The organism is Undibacterium sp. KW1, from assembly GCF_009937955.1.
Lineage (GTDB): Bacteria > Pseudomonadota > Gammaproteobacteria > Burkholderiales > Burkholderiaceae_D > Undibacterium.
Map to the genome: position 1 here is coordinate 547,966 of NZ_AP018439.1, position 19,438 is coordinate 567,403.

Consider the following 19,438-nt stretch of genomic DNA (forward strand, 5'->3'; position numbering starts at 1 on the left):
TGTGATGTGTGTCATCGAATGGCAACCGATTTTCTGAATTCGTAAAAATATAGGTGTTTCATGATGAAGTATATACGCGGTTTATTCGCACTGATCTTACTGATAGGCCTCACGGCCTGTGGCGGTGGCGGTGGCTCTGCTGGTAATACCAGTAATGGTGCCAAGGTGTTCACTACAGCACCTGAAAAGCTCACTTTGAGTCCCGGTGCTACGCAAACGTTTACCGTAGGCGGTGGTGTGCCTGGCTATTCTGCCAGCAGCAGCAATGGCGCTGCCATAGTAACGCTAAACGGTAGTACTCTTACTATCAAGGGCGGCGGCGGCGGTTCTGCTACAGTTACAGTCAAGGACGCTGCCGGTGTTGCAGTAACCATCGACGTCACGATAGGTTCAGGGCTGGATCTGTTCACCACTGCACCTGAAACGGTAACTGTTCCCGTAGGCGGACAGTCAGCTGAATACACCATAGGCGGCGGTAGCCTGGTCTATGAAGTGGCGTCCAGTGACAATTCCATTGCCAATGTGGTTTTCTCCGGCAATCGTTTCGTCATTGTTGGTTCGACGGGTGGTAAGGCAGACATCACTGTGCGTGACTCCATCGGTGGCAAGGTATTGATCAAAGTTACCGTAGGCTCGGTCGATGCACTGTTCTCTACCGCAGGTACTGATATCAACGTTGGTGTCAATGCAGCTGTTACTTATACAGTAGGCGGTGGTAATGGTCCTTACAGTGTGGGCAGCAGCAACACAGCAGTTGCAACAGCGAATATTTCTGGCAATAAACTGACTGTCACCGGTACTGGTGTAGGTACGGCCAACATTGTTCTCCGCGATGCGACTTCTGGTAATGTCACCATCAAGGTGACGGTAGGCTCAACAGCCGACCTGTTCACTTCTGCACCTGCAGTACTGACAGTTGGCATTGGTACGTCAAGCCCGACGTTTACTATTGGTGGTGGTAGTCAGGTCTATACGGTCACCAGTGGTAACACCCAGATCGCAGGCGTCGGTATTAATGGAAATAAATTTACCATCAGTGGTGTTTCTGCCGGTAAAACATCCGTCATCGTTAAAGATAGCCTGGGTCACAATGTAATAATTGACGTTACCATTGGTTCTGGTGCCGATTTCTATACGACTGCTCCTGGCGATATTACCCTGACTGCCAATGGCACTGGTACTTATGTCATGGGTGGCGGTAGCGCTCCTTACACGGCCACGAGCAGCAATACCTCGGTTGTTACTGCATCGGCTTCGGGAAATAATCTGACATTGACTGGTGTTGGATCGGGCAAGGCTGTAGTTATCTTGCGTGATGCAGCAGGCAAAACAATTTCAATTAATGTCACTTTGGGTTCAGGCAATGCCAACGCCATTTTCACAACGGCGCCTGGCGCAGTGACGATTGCGGTCGGTTCCAGCCCTGCTTATCAAATTGGTGGTGGTTCTGCACCATATTCGATCAGCAGTAGCAATACTGCGATTGCAACAGCTACTCTTAACGGTACTAACTTCACAATTACCGGTGTCGCGACTGGTTCTGCAAATATCATTGTAAAAGATTCAGCAGGTAACCCTGTCACAATTGTTGTCAGCGTTGGTACGGGTGCAACCGTGGCTTTATTCAGTACTGCACCTGCGGCAATTTCTCTGGCACCAGGTGCTGCACCGGTTTATGTCATAGGTGGTGGTACAGCGCCTTACTTCGCAACCAGCAGTGATGTACGTGTTGCGACGGCTGTAGTTACTGGTGGTACGGTGACAATTACGGCGGTTGCTGCGGGTAGTGCTACGGTGAGACTGGTTGATAGCGTTGGCGCCCCTATAAGTGTTGCGGTGACAGTTGTTACTGGTCAAAATGCGAACTTGTCTGTAACACCAATTGCACTTACTGGTAATGTAGGTGATACATTGTCCATCTCTATTACAGGTGGCAGTGCCCCTTACACGACAACATCCACTAACACAACAAACGTAGCTATTGTCAGTGGCGCAACTTTGAATAGTGCTGGAACTGTAACGGCTGCTTTGCTCAATGTTGGTCGTACTACTAATATTGTTGTGACGGATGCGCAAGGAACTGTGTTTACAGTGCCAGTTATAGTCAATGCATCATCAACTGCTTTGGGTTTGAATCCAGTTGACTGGAGCATCAATGAAACCAACAACAGTGTCATCGGATTGACCATCTCTGGCGGTGTGCTTCCGTTCCAGGTATTCACTAACAATACGCTGTTGAGCACTGTCACAGGTACAAATCCTGATCCTTTGAATCCACTCTCCTTCAACGGGCGTACCGTGAATGTGAGTTTGGGTACACAGGGTACACGTTGCGTGGCTGCTGATACACCAGTCATTATTACAGTCAAAGATGGTAATAATATATCCGTTTCCAGCACGATGAGAATCTTGAATCTGACCACTGGTGGCTGTTAATATCTGGTAATAGCAAGAAACACTGATAAACTTAGTTTATTTGCTTAGAACCGGAAATACTCTCCTGGGCGGTAAAACCTGGGAGAGGTCAGCAAAAGTAACAAGCCAGGTAAACAGTTTTGAAGAACATTTTTCTCGTAGGCCTGATGGGCTCCGGCAAAACCACGGTTGGCCGGGCCCTGGCAAAAAAACTCAATAAGCGTTTTATTGATTCTGATCACGAAATTGAGGCACGAACGGGTGTCTCAATTCCCGTGATTTTTGAGATTGAAGGCGAGGCTAGTTTTCGACAGCGGGAGGCGGATGTAATCCGTGACCTGACTGGGCAAGAAAATATAGTCCTGGCTACAGGTGGTGGTGCCGTGTTGAATGCAGAGAGCCGTCAATATCTGCATGAACGCGGCATTGTCATTTATTTGCGGGCAGGTATACACAGCATTCTGCAACGTACCCGTCACGACAAGAACCGTCCTCTTTTACGCACTGCAGACCCGCGCAAAAAACTCGAAGAGCTGGAATCCCAGCGAGCTCCCCTCTACCAGGAAGTTGCCCACATCAGCATTGAGACCGGCAGGCCCAATGTACAATTTTTGGTGCAAACCGTCCTGGACAAATTAGCGCAGGAAAAATTATTCGACATTCCTGAAGCCCTACTCAGCAATCACAAAACAACTATGTCAGCAGAAAGCACCGCCAGCAGCAGTAGTACCACCAACACCACGCTCCTGAATGTGGATCTGGGTGAACGCAGTTACCCCATTGCCATTGGTAGCTCCCTGCTATCTGACAGCCAGTTCCTGCAATCGAAAATCAAGGGCAAGAAAACTGTCATCGTCACCAATACTGTTGTCGCCCCTCTTTATCTTGCCACGCTGGAAGCTGCCTTGCGCGCCGCTGGCAAGGAAGTATTGTCGGTGGTATTGCCTGATGGCGAGGAACAAAAAAACTGGGCCAGCCTGATGCTGATTTTTGATGCGCTGCTCGAACATAAGTGTGACAGAAAAACCACCTTGCTGGCATTAGGCGGTGGCGTCATTGGTGACATGACAGGCTTTGCCGCCTCTGCTTATATGCGCGGTGTGCCTTTCGTACAAATCCCGACCACCTTGTTGTCCCAGGTGGATTCATCCGTAGGTGGCAAGACCGGTATCAACCACCCTCTGGGCAAGAACATGATAGGGGCGTTTTACCAGCCCGAGGCGGTGATTGCTGATATAGGCAGCCTGCAAAGCCTGCCCGACAATGAACTCTCCGCTGGCCTGGCCGAAGTCATCAAGCATGGTGCGATTATCGATCCCGTGTTCTTTGACTGGATAGAAACCAATATGCCAGCCCTGCGCGCCAAAGACCCCAAGGCACTGACGCATGCGATTTTGCGCTCCTGTGAAATCAAGGCAGATGTCGTGCGCCAGGACGAGCGCGAAGGCGGCTTGCGCGCCATCCTGAATTTTGGTCACACCTTTGGCCATGCCATAGAATCTGGCCTGGGCTATGGTAAGTGGCTGCATGGTGAAGCGGTAGGTTGTGGCATGGTTATGGCCGCCGATCTGTCCTGCCGCCTTGGATATATTGATTACGTCACCAGGACCCGTATCAAGCAGGTGGTGGAAGCGGCTGGCCTGCCAAGTGTCGCACCTGATCTGGGGGAAGACCGCTGGCTGGAACTCATGGAAGTCGATAAAAAAAATGAAGGCGGTAAAATCAAATTCATCCTCTTGAAACCTCTGGGCCAGGCGCACATTACCACGGTACCCAAAGAGATTTTGCTGGAAACCCTGCGTAGCTGCATCACCTGTTAGGTATCATCAATTAACAAACATGTTCACCGACGCCCACCTCGCTCCCTATGCTGCACAATCGGCCAGCTCGCGAGGGCGGCGTTACTCTGAAGAATCATCTTCCTCACGCAGCGAATACCAGCGTGACCGTGACCGTATTATTCATAGTACTGCCTTTCGCCGCCTCGAATACAAGACCCAGGTTTTCGTCAACCACGAAGGTGACCTGTTCCGCAATCGTCTGACACATAGCCTGGAAGTAGCCCAGATAGGCCGCTCGATAGCCCGCAACCTGCGCCTTAATGAAGATCTGGTCGAGGCAATTTCACTCGCGCATGATCTTGGTCATACTCCCTTTGGTCACGCAGGCCAGGATGCCCTGAATGCCTGCATGAAGCCCTTTGGCGGCTTTGAACATAATCTGCAAAGTCTGCGCGTGGTTGATGAGCTGGAAGAGCGCTATGGCGCTTTTGATGGCCTTAACCTCACGTATGAAACCCGCGAAGGCATACTCAAGCACTGCTCCATCACCAATGCCAGGTTGCTGGGTGATGTAGGGCAGCGCTTTATCGATAAAAAAAGGCCAACGCTGGAAGCACAGCTCACGAATCTGGCTGATTCCATCGCTTACAACAATCATGATATTGACGACGGCCTGCGCTCAGGTCTGCTACTGGAGTCGCAGATGCTGCAAGTTGATATCTACGCGCGCCACCGGGCGATTGTTGATGCCATCTATCCCGGCATCAGTGGCCGCCGTGGCATTGCAGAGACCATAAGGCGCATGATCAACACCCTCATCGTCGATTTGATACAGACCTCAGCAGAGAAAATCAGTGACTGCAAACCGGGCTCGGTCGACGATGTGCGTAGCATGGAAAGAATGATTGCCTTTTCAGACTCCATGTATAAAGAAGCTGAGACTCTGAAGCAATTCCTGTTTGACAACCTGTACCGCCATTACCAGGTCAACCGCATGACCTTCAAGGCCAGGCGCACCATCACCGGTTTATTTACAGCCCTGCATGCCCAGCCCAATTTGCTGCCGCCGGATTATCAACAAAGCCGGACCGGAAGTGAGGAGCAGGACCAGCATTTGCAAGCCCGTAAAATTGCTGACTACATCGCTGGCATGACAGACCGTTATGCCATACGCGAACACCGCCGTCTGTATATGGTGGATGAGCTTTAGGACGTCCTGGAACAAGGCTTCCCACTGCTGGAGTTTACAAATTTTCAGCGGCGAGTTTTGAAAGTGACATAATTTGTACTTTCAATATCAGGATATAGACGGTGCATTGTATAGAATACACATTCTTTATCAGGAGGAAACTATGCCATCCATTTCAGCTTCATTCGCCCGTCTGCTGCTCGCCAGCAGCATGCTCATTGCCACGGCTAGCGCACACGCCATCTCTTTTGCTGACCTCAGCAACCAGGATGCCAGCACAGGATTGAAAGCCGCACTCGACAAGGGCTCCGCTGCTGCAGTCGGCAAGCTTGGCGTCGAAGGTGGCTTCCTGAATAATGACAAGGTCAAGATACAACTGCCTTCCATCCTCGAAAAAGCCCGCCCGATTTTGCAGATGACAGGCAAGGGTCAGCAACTTGATGAACTGGTTGTCTCCATGAACCGCGCCGCAGAAGCTGCCGTACCCATGGCCAAGCCCCTGTTGGTGAATGCTGTCAAATCCATGACGCTGACGGATGCAAAAAATATCCTCACTGGGGGAGAAACTTCAGTTACAGATTTCTTCAGGGAAAAAACTTCTGCACCTTTAAATGAAAAATTTCTGCCCATGGTCAAGGGGTGACTGACAAGGCTGGCCTGTCGGCCAAATACAATGGCATCATGGGGCAAGCGCAAAAATTTGGCGCAGTGTCAAAGCAAGAGGCAACGGTGGAAGGCTATGTCACTCAAAAAGCCATGGACGCCTTGTTCCTGATGATCGCAGAAGAAGAAAAATCCATACGGCAGGATCCATTGGGTGCTGGCAGCAAGGCCATCAGCAAAGTATTCAGCCTGCTTAAATGAGCGGGCGTCAATAAACAGACATAAAAGTGTACATAAGCTGGCCGGACAAGGAGTTTGCCTGGTCAGTAATTCAGGTACAGGCAAAGTTTTTGCGGTTTTTTTTGTTGCAGTGTTGTCGTAAATTCCCACACCTGCGGCAGTTAAGGTGAAAATCTTTCATCGAAAGCTTGAAAGAGTTTCCCGCGGTCACAAATCATTTCCCCATTTTTGCACTACGAAGAAGCCGCAATCATTCTGAAAACCCACGCTGCGCAAGGGTTTGCGCCCTCTATGGGGAGCCCGCACCTGGAGGTAATGCGCAGTTTGCGTAGTTTTACTTAAGTAGAATGGAGCCTGAGATTTTTTCGATTTCCTGTTAATTTATAGCCGTAATTCATGAATTTAATTTTTTGAAGTACTCACATAAAAATCAGGAGACAAAGATGTCATATAAAGTCAAAACCCTAGTTGCGTCCATCGTTCTCGGCCTGGCCGCTGCCAGCAATGCAGCAGAGCCTATCAAGATCGGCGTTGCCGGTCCTTTCACTGGCGGTTCCGCCCCCATGGGTGTATCCATGCGTGATGGCGTCAAACTCGCCGTCAGTGAAATCAATGCCAAAGGTGGTGTGCTGGGCAGGCAGTTGCAACTGGTCGAGCGTGATGATGAAGCAAAAAATGAACGCGGCGTACAGGTAGCACAAGAGCTCATCAATAAAGAAAAAGTAGTCGCTACTGTAGGTTATATCAATACCGGTGTGGCACTGGCTTCCCAGCGTTTTTACCAGGAAGCAAAAATCCCTGTCCTCAACAATGTGGCGACAGGCAGTGTGGTGACCAAGCAATTTGTGGCACCTGAACACAAGGACAATTACATCTTCCGCACAGCAGCCAATGACACCATACAATCCGCCATGATTGTGGATGAAGCTGTCGTCAAAAATAAATTCACCAAGGTCGCCATCCTGGCTGACTCGACCAACTACGGTCAACTGGGTCGTGAAGATCTGGAAAAAACCCTGGGTGCCAAAGGCATCAAACCTGTCGCCGTAGAAAAATTCAATATCAAGGATGTCGACATGACACCTCAGTTGTTGAAGGCCAAACAGGGTGGTGCACAAGCCGTGCTGACTTACGGTATCGGCCCTGAGCTGGCCCAGATCGCCAACGGTATGGAAAAACTGGGCTGGAAAGTACCTATCATCGGCAGCTGGACTTTGTCCATGGGCAACTTCCTCGACAATGCCGGTAAAAACGGCGATGGCGCGACCATGCCGCAAACCTTCATCCAGGACCCTAATACGCCAAAACGCAAAGCCTTTATCGAAGCCTATCAAAAGGCTTACAAGGTAGACCGCATGCCTTCAGCCGTGTCTGCCGCACAGGGCTATGATTCCATTTACCTGCTGGCAGCGGCCATCAAGCAGGCCGGTGGTACGGACGGTGTCAAAGTGCGCGAAGCACTGGAAAACCTGAATGAAAAAGTCGAAGGCGTGATCACCACCTATAACAAGCCTTTTACGCATGATGATCATGAGGCCATCAAACCTGGCATGCCTGTCATGGGCCTGGCCAAAGGCGGCCAGATCGTCCAGGCTAAGTAAAAGACAGGGCATGACAACAGTCACTGCCCTCAATTAGCCCCGGGCTCAGCCATCCGCAAGTGGCTGGGCTTGTTATTCAGACAGACAACTCCCATGCTTCACCAATATCCCTTGGTGAGCCTGGCGGGTTGCCACTCCACGGGTGAAAAAAATGGAAATACTACTTCAGCTCGTCTTCAGCGGCATTGCCCTGGGGATGATTTATGCTGTCATCGCATTCGGCTATCAACTCACATTCGCGACTTCAGGCACACTCAATTTCGGTCAGGGTGAAGCCCTGATGCTGGGGGCCCTGGTAGGCCTGAGCGTGGTTGGCAATGTACATGGTGGCCCGTATATGAACTATTGGCTCATGATACCAATAGTACTGATCTTTGGCGGCCTGCAAGGCATGGTCGTTGAATGGATAGGCGTGCGCCCTGCCATCAAGATCAAGTCCGAATTTGGCTGGATCATGTCCACCATCGCACTCGCCATCATCTTTAAAAACGTCGCAGAAAATATCTGGGGCAAGGATGACCTGACTTTCCCGTCCCCCTTGTCTGCTGCACCTTTCCAGGTGTTTGGCGCAAATGTCCAGGCCATGCAGGTCGTGGTGGTCATCGGTGCGCTGGCGATGATGCTGGCGGTTGAATTCTTCAACCGCAAATCCATTTACGGCAAGGCCGTTGTCGCCACATCGAATGACAGGGATGCGGCTGGCCTCATGGGCATCAATACCAGCATGGTCATCACGTTCTCGTATGCGCTGTCATCTGCCACTGCTGCTTTTGCTGGTGTACTGGTAGCACCACTGACACTGACCGGTGCCACCATGGGCTCGGCACTGGGTTTGAAAGCCTTTGCCGTGGCGATTATTGGTGGCCTGACTTCTGGCGTAGGTGCTATCGTCGGCGGCCTGATTTTGGGGATTGCTGAAACCCTGACTGGCTTCTACATCTCCACCGGCTACAAGGAAGTGCCGGGCCTGGTCCTGTTGCTGCTGGTGCTGGCCGTCAAACCTGCCGGTTTGTTTGGCAAAGCTGCCATCAAGAAAGTGTGAGGCAGGAATATGAATAAGCAGACTTTAGTTTCTTCGGTACTTGGCATAGCCGCACTGGCGCTGATGCCATTGGTCGTACACAATCCTTACTACCTGCATCTGGCAGAGACCATACTGATCTACGCTATCCTCCTGTTTGGCCTGGACATCGTGGTTGGTTACACCGGCCAGGTGTCACTCGGCCATGCCGGTTTGTTTGGCATAGGCTCGTATACGACGGGCGTACTGGTGTTCAAGCTCGGCATGTCGGTATTTGTCGCCATCCCTTGCAGTATCGCTGTCACCGCCGTATTCGGTGCCTTACTGGCCCTGCCTGCCTTGCGCGTGACCGGGCCTTACCTCGCCATGGTGACACTGGCCTTTGGTACCATCATCCAGATCCTTATCAATGAAATGAGTTTTCTGACTGAAGGGCCGATGGGCATCAAACTGACCAAGCCAGTCATCTTTGGACAAAAGCTCGGTGAGGTAGGTTTTTTCTATGTTGTTGCCATCATGCTGGTGCTGTCCTTGATCGTGGTTCACCGTATCTTGCGCTCTCACTATGGCCGTGCTTTCCAGGCCTTGCGTGACAGCCCGATCGCATCTGACTGCATGGGTGTCTCTGTCTATAAGTACAAAGTGATTGCCTTCGTCATCAGTGCCGCACTGGCTGGCCTGGCAGGTAGCCTGTATGCGTATTCCGAAGAATATATTTCGCCGAATACCTACAACTTTGAACTGACCATCATGTTCCTGCTGGCCGTCATCATGGGGGGGCGCAAGACACGTACCGGCTCATTGCTGGGTGCATTGATAGTCGTCATGTTGCCATCGCTGCTGGCTGATATAGAACTGTTCCGCAAGATTGCAACCGTCGCTGCTGTGATCGCCGTGCTTGCCGGTGGTGCTGCCATCGCCAAGAAACGCAAAACTGTCAGGGAGCTCATGGTTCCCATCGGTGCGACAGTGGCTATGGCCCTGTTCTCTTACAAACTGGAAAACATTACCGACTGGCGTCTGACCATCTTTGGTCTGATGACCTTGTTCGTCGTGTATTACCTGCAGGATGGTATCGTCGGCTTCGTCAACAGTTTGCTGGGCAAGGGGCAGCAACACCTGGTCGTCAATATGGAAAGCGCAGAGAAAAATGCAGGCAACGCCATTGTCAATGCCAGCGATACCCGCGTTGGTGTCTTGCTGACCGGCCGGAAAATTCTCATGCAATTCGGTGGCCTGAAAGCGCTGAACCAGGTTGATCTGCAGATCAACAAAGGTACGGTGCATGGTTTGATCGGCCCTAACGGTTCCGGTAAAAGTACCATGATGAATGTGCTGACTGGCATCTACCAGCCTACCGATGGTGTGGTGGAGTTTGGTGGCAAAGTCATCTCGGGCAGTACGCCATCTGCCATTGCCTTGGGTGGGGTGGCACGTACTTTCCAGAACGTGCAATTGTTTGGGGAGATGACGGCAACAGAAAACATCCTGGTGGGCTTGCACAGCACCTTCCGCAGCAATGTGGGCGATGCCATGCTGCATACACCACGCTATCTGCGTGAAGAACGGTTGGCAAGAGCGCGTGCCGCCAGCATCCTGCAATTTGTCGGCCTGGCTGATCTCGCCAACGAAGAGGCGCGCAATCTGCCTTACGGCAAGCAACGCTTGCTCGAAATTGGTCGCGCACTCGGTCTCAATCCGCAACTGTTGCTGCTCGATGAACCTGCTGCTGGTTTGACAGCGCCCGACATCAAGGACCTGATCGCCATCATACGCAAGATACGTGAACATGGCATCACCATCATCCTCATTGAGCATCATATGGATGTGGTCATGTCGATTTGCGATACCGTGACTGTACTCGACTTTGGCCAGAAAATTGCAGAGGGCAAACCGGCAGCCGTACAGGCCGACCCCAAAGTGATAGAAGCTTATCTCGGTGGCAGCGTTGCTGATGCCCCTGAAGTTACCCCAGCCTGAGGAGAATGCAATGTTAACTATTTCAAATCTTCATGCAGCCTATGGCAAAGTCGAAGTCTTGCATGGTATTTCCATGGAAGTGCCCAAGGGTAAAGTCGTGACACTGATAGGTTCCAACGGTGCTGGCAAGACCACCACCATGCGTGCTATTTCCGGCATGTTGAAACCCAAGGAAGGCACTGTTACCCTGGCCGGTAAAGATGTTACTGGCCTTGATTCACACAAGATCGCCAGGGCCGGTCTTGCACATTCGCCAGAAGGCCGGCGCGTGTTTGCCACCATGTCGGTGACCGATAATCTCTTGCTCGGTGCCTTCCCGCGTTTCACCCGTAGCCGTCCGCGTGGTGACATAGAAAGTGATCTGCAAAAAGCCATGGAATTGTTCCCGCGCTTGAAAGAGCGCAAGAACCAGCTGGCTGGTACCCTGTCTGGCGGTGAACAGCAAATGCTGGCGATGGCGCGCGCGGTCATGCTCAATCCTGATGTGGTCTTGCTGGATGAACCCTCCATGGGCCTGGCACCTATCCTGGTCGATGAAGTTTTCCGTATCATCGTACGCCTGAAAGAGCAGGGCACGACCATGCTGCTGGTGGAGCAGTTTGCGGCGGCTGCCTTAGCCGTGGCTGACTATGGCTATGTACTGGAAAATGGCAGGATATCTGTGCATGGTCCGGCAGCCAGCTTGCAGAATGATCCGGCAGTCAAGGCGGCTTATCTGGGTGGTGGTGCGCAGCATTAAATCTGCTTCAAGGTCTTTATAAATGCATTTATGGAAATGGGGAGCTTGCTCCCCATTTCTTATTTTACTGTCGCAATGTGTTTAAGGGATTAAGGTACATACAAGCTGCGTTGTCTTCAATTCCAGCACAATTTTATTGACGTCATTCCTGCGTGTTTTTGGCAGGAATCCAGCGGCGTTCGTTGCCTACTGTTAGGTATATTAATTTCAAATTCGTAGTGCTTTACGTATCTGTTTTTAAATACATTTACACGCCATTTAAGATTGCCGGTCGGGGGTAGCCCGACAGCTACTCACTTTTCTTGTCTCGCCAAGAAAAGTAAGCCAAAGAAGGCGACCCAGGCGTAGTCGCCCCCTAAAGGGGGTTCCCGTTTGTGCAGTACAAAAAATGGGAAGGCCCGAAACTCGCTCCGCTCAAACAGCGGTCCTTCTGTTTCCATTTTCTGTACTGCACAAACGGCGTCTACACATGGGAACTGCGGAAAATCAAAAACAACGTCATCGCGACCTTCGTGCAAATTTCGTGAGCTACGATTGATCAAAGCTTTGATCGGTCATCCTTGCAATTACCCTTCTAAATACCGCAAAGGATGCGCATGAGCAGGCCATGCTTCTGCGAAGAAACCTGTCACTTGCTCTGTCGTTACTTCAGCTAATGTAGATGGTGACCAGCGTGGTGTATTGTCTTTATCTACCACCAGGGCACGTACACCTTCGAGCACTTCACCATGCTTGAAGCAATGGCGTACCATGTTTCTTTCCATGCGCAGGCAGGAGGACACTGTCATGTCTTTGCTGCGGCGTAGTTGTTCTAGCGTGACTGACATCAGCAATGGCGAACGTTTTTGCATGGTGGCCAGGGTTTGCTGGGCGAATTCGTTGTTGCTTTGTTGCAGTCGTTCACAGATGCTAGTGACGCTATTGCCTGTGAATATCTCGTTGATGGACGCATGTTGCGATGCCAGTTTACTGGTATCTGGTTTTGCCTGGTCAGCAAAAGCGGCAGAAAAATCGCGTATCGCCACGCGCAAATCAGTGGCTACGCTTTCACTGATTAAATTCATCATTGCCGGTATTTCTGCGGTGGGAATATAGACATCTGCCAGACCGGCATAAATGGCATCGGCAGCGGTGATGATTTCGCCTGTCAGTCCCAAATAAGTACCAATTTCACCCTTAGTGCGCGACAGGAAATAACCGCCACCTACGTCAGGGAACAGACCGATATTCACTTCCGGCATGGCCATCTTGGTACGCTCAGTGACGATGCGCAAACGGCAATCTTCCCCCGCCTGCGCGATACCCATGCCACCACCCATGACCACGCCATTCATCAGCGCGATATAGGGTTTTGGGTAGAAATGGATTAAATGATTTAAGGCATATTCCTCAGTAAAAAAATCTTCCAGCAGAGCAGAGTCACCCTTGGGTGTGGCAGTGCCCACATCATAGAAGAAACGGATATCACCACCCGCACAAAATGCTTTCTCGCTACTGCTATGGATAAACACTGCGCGCACGCTCAGATCATCCTGCCAGGCCAGTAAAGTCGTTGTCAGTGCTCTTACCATATCGAGAGACAGCGAGTTCAATGCTTTGGGCCTGTCGAGGGTGATGTAGCCTATATTGTTCTTGACGGAGGTAAGTACAAATTCGCTCATGGTAGTTGACTATGCAGGGTAGGGGATGAAGCGGCTATTTTAACTTTGTCAGGCGTGGGCGTCACGGGGTGTATATGTTTATGAGGAAATAGCGTAAGGGTCGCATGTTCGTTGCTGTTGGGTTTGGGTTTGAAGTTGTTTTTGACGTTTGGCAGTTCCCATGTGTCGACGCCGTTTGTGCAGTACAGAAAATGGAAAGAGAAAGGCCGATGTTTGAGCCGCAGGCGAGTTTTCGGACTTTCCCATTTTTTGTACTGCACAAACGGGAACCCCCTTTAGGGGGCGACGACGCCTGGGTCGCCTTTCTTTGAGTTCTTTCTTTGGTGACGCAAAGAAAGAATTTCGGCTGCCGGGCCGAAACCCGGCTTGTATCTACGAAGGGCAAACGTTTTAGTCAAAGTGCCACATGCAAAAAAAGCCACGGCATGCGACGAACGCCGCTGGATTCCAGCCAAAAGCACGCTGGAATGACGTTAATAAAAATGCCGTGAATCAACTAACTCGCAGCTTGTTAAGCGACGCATGTGACAAACAGCAATAAAAAGTAAATTATTTATTTGAAATTTGAAGCGTCACAAACCAGGCGCACAAGAAACCATTCGCCCAACAAAAAGGACGCCTTTAGCGTCCTTGTTTTGGATGTCCACAACCCTGTCAGGGTAAGGACTGGGGTCTTATGAAGCCGATGCCGGATCAGGTATGTGCTTGATGGCGTCGTGCTGATGGTTCTGGATCTTGTCTTTATGCTTGATGACCTGGCGATCAAGTTTATCTACCAGTGCATCAATGGCTGCATACAGATCATGTGCCAGACTTTCAACGTGGATATCTTTACCGCTGATATGCAAATTAATGTCAGCTTTGTGTCGTTTATCCTTTTCCCGGAGCTTGTCCACCGTCAGGATGACGGCGATATCAATGACCTGGTCGAAATGCCGCCTGATACGTTCTAGTTTGGTATGTACATATTCACGAATTGCAGGAGTTACTTCGACGTGATGTCCACTGATGGTGAGATTCATACTGTGCTCCTATAGTGATGTTGCTTGCTATTACGATACGCTCTCAGCATTTATTTGCCTTGAGCTAAATCATATATAGCAATTCAAACCGTGATTACAAGGACTGCTTACAAAGATTTACGCAAACTCACTGGGGGATTTTGAGGGCTTCACGGTATTTGGCAACTGTCCGTCGGGCAATTACCATGCCCTGTTCACCCAGCATGTCTGCAATTTTGCTATCAGAGAGTGGGCTTTTCTGGTCTTCTGCTCCTATCAACTGCTTGATGAGTGCACGTATCGCGGTGGAAGATGCTTCACCCCCTGTTTCCGTCGCGACATGGCTGCCGAAAAAGTACTTCAACTCAAACATGCCATGTGGGGTCAACATGTATTTTTGGGTTGTTACACGTGAGATAGTGCTCTCGTGTAATCCTAGTGTATCAGCAATTTCGCGCAAAACAAGGGGGCGCATTGCAACAGCACCGTGGGTGAAAAAATTGCGTTGCCTTTCGACTATCGCTTGTGCAACGCGCAATATAGTCTCAAAACGTTGCCGCATATTCTTGATCAGCCAGCGGGCTTCCTGCAATTGCGCGCCCATGCCAGCCTCGCCTCGGTTTTGCTTCATGATGTTGGCATACATGCTGCTTACCCGCAGCCTGGGCATGACATCCTGATTCAGCATGACTTGCCAGCCGTTACCGGATTTTCTGACGATCACATCAGGTACGACATAGTCAGATTCATCAGCAGCAAAGGCCAGGCCGGGGCGTGGTTTGCACAGGCGGATGACAGTTTGTGCATCGCGCAAATCTTCATCGTCGCAGTCGAAGATTTTCTTGAGTTTGGTGAAATCTCTTTGTGCAAATAAAGCGAGTTGCGTTTCAACAATTTGCAATGCCAGCCTGCGTGTGACGAAAGCAACTTTTGGTAAACGCCTGATTTGCAAGGCCAGGCATTCAGACGGGCTGCGCGCACCGACACCTGCCGGGTCAAAGCTTTGCAGCATGTTCAGCGCAAACGCCAGTTCTTCTGGTTCTACGCACAGTTCCAGTGGCAAACTGGCATGTATTTCATCTAATGTTTCGGTCAGGTAACCGTTATTGTCGAGCGCATCGATCATCAGCTCGACCAGGGCACGGTCACGCGGTTCGCGCAGGTTCAGGCGCATCTGCTCCAGCAAGTGTTCACGCAGGGTGATATGGGCTGCACCAAGCTGGGGGCGGCCATCTTCATCATCGCCAGACTTGCTGCCATGCTGCACATCATCAAAGCCCCAGTCTTCTTCGCTGGAGGTGGTGCTGTCATTGCTGATGACGGTTTCTGCATCAGCGGTAGCCGGTTCTGCTGACCTGTCACTGTCTTCTCTTGCTGCCGGTGCTTCCATGCCGGCATCGGCAGAAGTGCTGCTGGTATTGATGGCGCCGTCGGCAAGCAGGCGTACGGCGTGATCGAGTGGATCATCGACGCGTTCCAGCATGGGATTATCGGTCAGCAGCGTCTCCAGCTCCTGATGCAATTCCAAAGTGGATAACTGCAATAATCGTATCGATTGCTGCAATTGCGGCGTTAAGGCCAGATGTTGTGAGGTACGTAGTTGCAGGCTTTGTTTCATGATGATTCCCGTCACATCCGGAAGTGTTCTCCGAGATAAACGCGACGTACAGATTCATTTTGTATGATGTCGTCAGGCTTGCCGCTGGCAAGTACCGCGCCCTGGTTGATGATATAGGCGTGATCGCAAATGCCCAGGGTTTCGCGCACATTATGGTCGGTGATCAGCACACCGATGCCGCGCTCCTTGAGGAAGCGCACGATGCGCTGGATTTCAATGACGGCGATAGGGTCAACACCGGCAAAGGGTTCATCCAGCAAGACAAAGCGTGGATTGGTCGCCAGTGCACGGGCAATTTCGACGCGGCGGCGTTCGCCACCTGATAGTGACAATGCTTGGCTTTCACGTATTTTTTCTATCTGCAAGTCTGCCAGCAGAGCGTTGAGCCTTTGCTCAATTTTTTTTGCACCGAGATATTTGCCTTCACTGTCTTTTTGCAATTCGAGTACGGCACGGATATTGTCTTCTACCGTCAGCTTGCGAAATACCGAAGCTTCCTGCGGCAGGTAAGACAAACCCAGTACGGCGCGCTCGTGGATAGGCAGTTGCGAAATATTCACATCATCAATCGTGATATCCCCGGCGTCGGAAGGTACCAGGCCAACGATCATGTAAAACGAAGTGGTCTTGCCTGCGCCATTCGGCCCCAGCAAACCCACGACCTCGCCGCTTTTCAAGAGCAGTGAGACATCGCGCACCACCTGGCGCGCACCGTAGCGCTTTTGCAAGCCCTTGACAAGCAAGGTGCTGCTTGACTGTGCTGTCATCTTATTTAGCCTGCTTTTCTGGTTTTGGTTGCAAGGTGATGGTGATATTGCCTGAGCCATCTACATGCTGGCCACTGGTTGAATTCGTGCCAACAAATACGTCATTCTTGCTGTCGTAAGACAGGTATTCACCTTCCTGTTCCTGGGTGACGCGCTTGCCTTCGAGGTAGCGTACCTTGGCCTTGGAAATGAATTTGACGATTTCTGTACTCTGGTTGTATTCAGCACGGTCAGCTTCGCCATCTACCCACAGATCAGGGCCTCCATCGCGTTTCTGGCGGAAGGTGACTTTGCGGCCACTGCCACCTGTCAGAACGACAAACTGATCACCATTCGGTGCTTCGGTCACAACAGCACTCTCAGAAGTGACGGTGAGGGTACCGCGCACCAGGGACACGCCCTTGGATAATCTGCTGACGCTGGCTTTGCCATCGCTGATGCCGTAACCGGCTTTGATGATGGTCTCTTTATTACTGTCGGCTTTTTCTGCATTTGCAGAAACACAGGCCAGGCCCAGGCAGGCCAGGCTGATCAAGCGTGTGACGCTAAATGATGTTTTGATCATGTGCATATTCGCTTTCTTGCTTATTTATTCCCGGTTTTGGGGGCGGGTTCACGATTCTTGAGTTGAATGTAAACCTTGCTCAGCAATTCCAGGCCTTGGGTTGAATTATTGGCAATCATGCCAGTTGCAGTTGAGTGCAGTTTGCCGGTCGTAATTGAAACCGGTTTGTCGGTTTTAACGATGTCTTCGTCCGGCAAGAGCAAAAGATAATCAGACTCCACACGTACGAATTGTGAACTCAGGCCCTCAGGTCTCTCCATGCTGACATTGTCATGCAAGTGAACCTCATCATGCTCGCGCTTGGGTGTGGTCAGTGAAGATTTTTGCGATACAACTGCGAGTTCAGCACGCAGGTGCAGGGGAGGCCTGCCCTGATCAAAGCTGTTGATCTGCGGATGCTTGATTTCTATATTGTCAGTCCGCGGCAAATGCACCAGGCTGTCACCGGTGATATGGTAATTGGCCTTGCCATTGTTTGACAGCCGGATGAAATTGAATTTCTCGACATAGTAATCCGGTGCTGACCTGGCAGAAGTACGGCTCTGCTCATCATCGGCATGGCGACGTATGACTTCCATGACCCAGATGGTGCCCATGGTGATCACGCCCAGCAGGATCACGGCCAGCCAGATGCGGAAGCGGTCTATGGTCATTTGGGGTTTCATGTCAGATATGCTTGTAAAGCCTGTTCATATTTGCCCTGTGCACGCAGGATGAAGTCGCAGACTTCGCGCGCAGCACCCTGGCCGCCACTGGCTCTGGTGATGTACTGCACACGCTGTTGTACTTCAGCATGGGCATTCGGTACGCTGGCTGCAAAACCTACGCGTGTCAGTATCGGTAAATCAATCACGTCGTCACCGATAAAGCCGCAGTGTTCAGCAGGGATATCCAGCTTCGCCAGCAGTTCAAGAAATGCACTCTTCTTGTCATGGATACCCTGGCTGACATGGCTGATGCCAAGATCAGCAGCACGCTTGCTGACGATGGCCGATTGCCGCGCACTGATGATGGCCGTGATAATGCCGGCCTGCTGCAAGAGCTTGATGCCTTGCCCATCCAGCACATTAAAGCATTTCATCATTTCCCCGTCTGGCCCAAAGTACAGGCTGCCATCAGTCAGTATGCCATCGACATCAAAAATCATGAGCCGGACTTTGCTGGCTCTTTCTACAGAATCTACAGAATTATTCATCAGATCACCTTGGCCCTGGTCAGGTCATGGATATGCAAGGCACCCACCAGCTTGCCGCTGTCGTCAGCGACCAGCAACTGGTTGATGCGGTAAGTTTCCATGACTTCGACGGCTTCGACAGCCAATTGTTCCGGGCGTATGCGGCGTGGCGCGTGGTTCATGACATCGGCAATGCGCAACTGGGTAAAGTCGCGCGTGCCATCCATCAGGCGGCGCAAGTCACCATCGGTGAAGATACCCAGCACATGTTGCTGCTCATCCACCACGGCGGTCATCGCCATACCTTTTTTGGTAATTTCCAGCAGCGCAGTTTTCAGGCTGGTTTCTGGCCCAACCTGCGGAATGTCTTCGTTGGTGCGCATGACGTCTCTGACGTGTGTCAGCAGACGGCGACCAAGCGAGCCACCGGGATGGGAGCGGGCAAAGTCTTCTTCTCTAAAGCCGCGTGCATCCAGTACCGCTACCGCCAGTGCATCGCCCAGCGCCAGTGTAACCGTGGTGCTGGCAGTCGGTGCCAGGTTCAGCGGGCAGGCTTCCTTATCCACATGCAGGTTAAGGTGGATATCAGCCAGCTTGCCGAGGCTGGATTCCGGGTTGCCGGTCATGGCAATCAGCTTCACACCAAGGCGCTTGATAATGGGCAGGATGGACATCAGCTCAGACGCTTCGCCAGAATACGAGATCGCGATAAACACATCTTGCGAAGTCACCATCCCCAGATCGCCATGCGCAGCCTCAGCCGGATGGACAAAAAACGAGGGCGTACCTGTCGAGGCAAAGGTGGCCGAGATCTTGCGCGCAATATGGCCAGATTTACCTATGCCAGAAACCACGACCCTACCGTGGCATGCCAACAACATGCTGACCGCTTGTGCAAAGCCGTCGGCATCGCCATTACCCAGGCGTTTTTGCAGGGCAAGCAGGGCGTCAGACTCGATTTGCAGGGTTTCACAAGCCAGTTTCAGGGCGCGTTGTGCTGCTACAGCCGCATCTGTCGTGGGTTGTTGTGTAAAAGTTAAAGGTGCATTCAGTTCATTCATGCCAGAAGTATAAACGAAATCC

14 protein-coding genes and 2 pseudogenes are annotated in these 19,438 nt (G+C 51.3%); 8 read left to right on the forward strand and 8 right to left on the reverse strand.

Features of this window, described 5'->3' with window-relative positions:
• Positions 1–60: 60 nt before the first annotated feature.
• The 8 genes and pseudogenes from UNDKW_RS02560 (at position 61) to UNDKW_RS02595 (ending at position 11,569) form a co-directional block, all read left to right on the forward strand.
• On the forward strand, positions 61–2,436 hold the full coding sequence (locus UNDKW_RS02560; protein WP_162057443.1) for a hypothetical protein: 2,376 nt from the start codon (positions 61–63) through the stop codon (positions 2,434–2,436).
• 146 nt (positions 2,437–2,582) lie between these two features.
• Positions 2,583–4,235 (forward strand): bifunctional shikimate kinase/3-dehydroquinate synthase AroKB, encoded by a 1,653-nt coding sequence (gene aroKB, locus UNDKW_RS02565; protein ID WP_162061736.1) that lies wholly within the window; start codon positions 2,583–2,585, stop codon positions 4,233–4,235.
• A 19-nt stretch (positions 4,236–4,254) separates the two neighbouring features.
• Positions 4,255–5,406, forward strand: coding sequence for a deoxyguanosinetriphosphate triphosphohydrolase (locus UNDKW_RS02570; RefSeq protein ID WP_162057444.1), 1,152 nt, complete (start codon positions 4,255–4,257; stop codon positions 5,404–5,406).
• A 190-nt stretch (positions 5,407–5,596) separates the two neighbouring features.
• Positions 5,597–6,249, forward strand: a pseudogene (locus tag UNDKW_RS02575) (DUF4197 domain-containing protein).
• Positions 6,250–6,671: 422 nt separating this feature from the next.
• A complete protein-coding gene (locus UNDKW_RS02580) occupies positions 6,672–7,829 on the forward strand; it encodes an ABC transporter substrate-binding protein (protein ID WP_162039590.1) in 1,158 nt (385 codons plus the stop codon).
• A gap of 151 nt (positions 7,830–7,980) precedes the next feature.
• The gene (locus UNDKW_RS02585; RefSeq protein ID WP_110256242.1) at positions 7,981–8,871 is read left to right on the forward strand and encodes a branched-chain amino acid ABC transporter permease; all 891 of its coding nucleotides are present in this window, start codon (positions 7,981–7,983) and stop codon (positions 8,869–8,871) included.
• 9 nt (positions 8,872–8,880) lie between these two features.
• Positions 8,881–10,830, forward strand: coding sequence for an ATP-binding cassette domain-containing protein (locus UNDKW_RS02590; RefSeq protein ID WP_162057445.1), 1,950 nt, complete (start codon positions 8,881–8,883; stop codon positions 10,828–10,830).
• A 10-nt stretch (positions 10,831–10,840) separates the two neighbouring features.
• Entirely contained in the window at positions 10,841–11,569 is a 729-nt protein-coding gene (locus tag UNDKW_RS02595; protein WP_162039592.1) for an ABC transporter ATP-binding protein, read from the forward strand.
• A gap of 566 nt (positions 11,570–12,135) precedes the next feature.
• On the opposite strand, the gene UNDKW_RS02600 is transcribed toward UNDKW_RS02595, so the two are convergent.
• From UNDKW_RS02600 to UNDKW_RS02635, 8 genes and pseudogenes are all read right to left on the reverse strand, one after another.
• Positions 12,136–13,230: an enoyl-CoA hydratase/isomerase family protein gene (locus UNDKW_RS02600; RefSeq protein WP_162057446.1), complete on the reverse strand. Its 1,095-nt coding sequence runs from the start codon at positions 13,228–13,230 to the stop codon at positions 12,136–12,138.
• A 674-nt stretch (positions 13,231–13,904) separates the two neighbouring features.
• Complete coding sequence (gene hpf / locus UNDKW_RS02605; protein WP_162057447.1) at positions 13,905–14,252, reverse strand: ribosome hibernation-promoting factor, HPF/YfiA family; 348 nt, start codon at positions 14,250–14,252, stop codon at positions 13,905–13,907.
• A 107-nt stretch (positions 14,253–14,359) separates the two neighbouring features.
• Positions 14,360–15,849 (reverse strand): annotated as a pseudogene (locus UNDKW_RS02610) (RNA polymerase factor sigma-54).
• An 11-nt stretch (positions 15,850–15,860) separates the two neighbouring features.
• Entirely contained in the window at positions 15,861–16,616 is a 756-nt protein-coding gene (gene lptB / locus UNDKW_RS02615) for an LPS export ABC transporter ATP-binding protein (protein WP_162039597.1), read from the reverse strand.
• Between the two features lies 1 nt (position 16,617).
• A complete protein-coding gene (locus tag UNDKW_RS02620) occupies positions 16,618–17,181 on the reverse strand; it encodes an LptA/OstA family protein (protein WP_162057449.1) in 564 nt (187 codons plus the stop codon).
• Positions 17,182–17,201: 20 nt separating this feature from the next.
• A complete protein-coding gene (gene lptC / locus UNDKW_RS02625; RefSeq protein WP_162057450.1) occupies positions 17,202–17,846 on the reverse strand; it encodes an LPS export ABC transporter periplasmic protein LptC in 645 nt (214 codons plus the stop codon).
• Complete coding sequence (locus UNDKW_RS02630; RefSeq protein WP_162057451.1) at positions 17,843–18,376, reverse strand: HAD family hydrolase; 534 nt, start codon at positions 18,374–18,376, stop codon at positions 17,843–17,845. Before UNDKW_RS02630 ends, lptC begins: the two co-directional genes overlap by 4 nt.
• Positions 18,376–19,416: an SIS domain-containing protein gene (locus tag UNDKW_RS02635; RefSeq protein WP_162057452.1), complete on the reverse strand. Its 1,041-nt coding sequence runs from the start codon at positions 19,414–19,416 to the stop codon at positions 18,376–18,378. The genes UNDKW_RS02630 and UNDKW_RS02635 overlap by 1 nt, the downstream gene beginning before the upstream one ends.
• Positions 19,417–19,438: the final 22 nt, after the last annotated feature.

Excerpts from the sequence above, each read along its gene's own strand:
- lptB (WP_162039597.1), bottom strand. The coding sequence starts at position 16,616 with ATGACAGCACAGTCAAGCAGCACCTTGCTTGTCAAGGGCTTGCAAAAG.
- UNDKW_RS02585 (WP_110256242.1), top strand. The coding sequence starts at position 7,981 with ATGGAAATACTACTTCAGCTCGTCTTCAGCGGCATTGCCCTGGGGATG.
- UNDKW_RS02560 (WP_162057443.1), top strand. The coding sequence starts at position 61 with ATGATGAAGTATATACGCGGTTTATTCGCACTGATCTTACTGATAGGC.
- UNDKW_RS02620 (WP_162057449.1), bottom strand. The coding sequence starts at position 17,181 with ATGATCAAAACATCATTTAGCGTCACACGCTTGATCAGCCTGGCCTGC.
- UNDKW_RS02570 (WP_162057444.1), top strand. The coding sequence starts at position 4,255 with ATGTTCACCGACGCCCACCTCGCTCCCTATGCTGCACAATCGGCCAGC.
- UNDKW_RS02580 (WP_162039590.1), top strand. The coding sequence starts at position 6,672 with ATGTCATATAAAGTCAAAACCCTAGTTGCGTCCATCGTTCTCGGCCTG.
- lptC (WP_162057450.1), bottom strand. The coding sequence starts at position 17,846 with ATGAAACCCCAAATGACCATAGACCGCTTCCGCATCTGGCTGGCCGTG.
- UNDKW_RS02630 (WP_162057451.1), bottom strand. The coding sequence starts at position 18,376 with ATGAATAATTCTGTAGATTCTGTAGAAAGAGCCAGCAAAGTCCGGCTC.
- UNDKW_RS02635 (WP_162057452.1), bottom strand. The coding sequence starts at position 19,416 with ATGAATGAACTGAATGCACCTTTAACTTTTACACAACAACCCACGACA.
- UNDKW_RS02590 (WP_162057445.1), top strand. The coding sequence starts at position 8,881 with ATGAATAAGCAGACTTTAGTTTCTTCGGTACTTGGCATAGCCGCACTG.
- UNDKW_RS02595 (WP_162039592.1), top strand. The coding sequence starts at position 10,841 with ATGTTAACTATTTCAAATCTTCATGCAGCCTATGGCAAAGTCGAAGTC.
- hpf (WP_162057447.1), bottom strand. The coding sequence starts at position 14,252 with ATGAATCTCACCATCAGTGGACATCACGTCGAAGTAACTCCTGCAATT.
- UNDKW_RS02600 (WP_162057446.1), bottom strand. The coding sequence starts at position 13,230 with ATGAGCGAATTTGTACTTACCTCCGTCAAGAACAATATAGGCTACATC.
- aroKB (WP_162061736.1), top strand. The coding sequence starts at position 2,583 with ATGGGCTCCGGCAAAACCACGGTTGGCCGGGCCCTGGCAAAAAAACTC.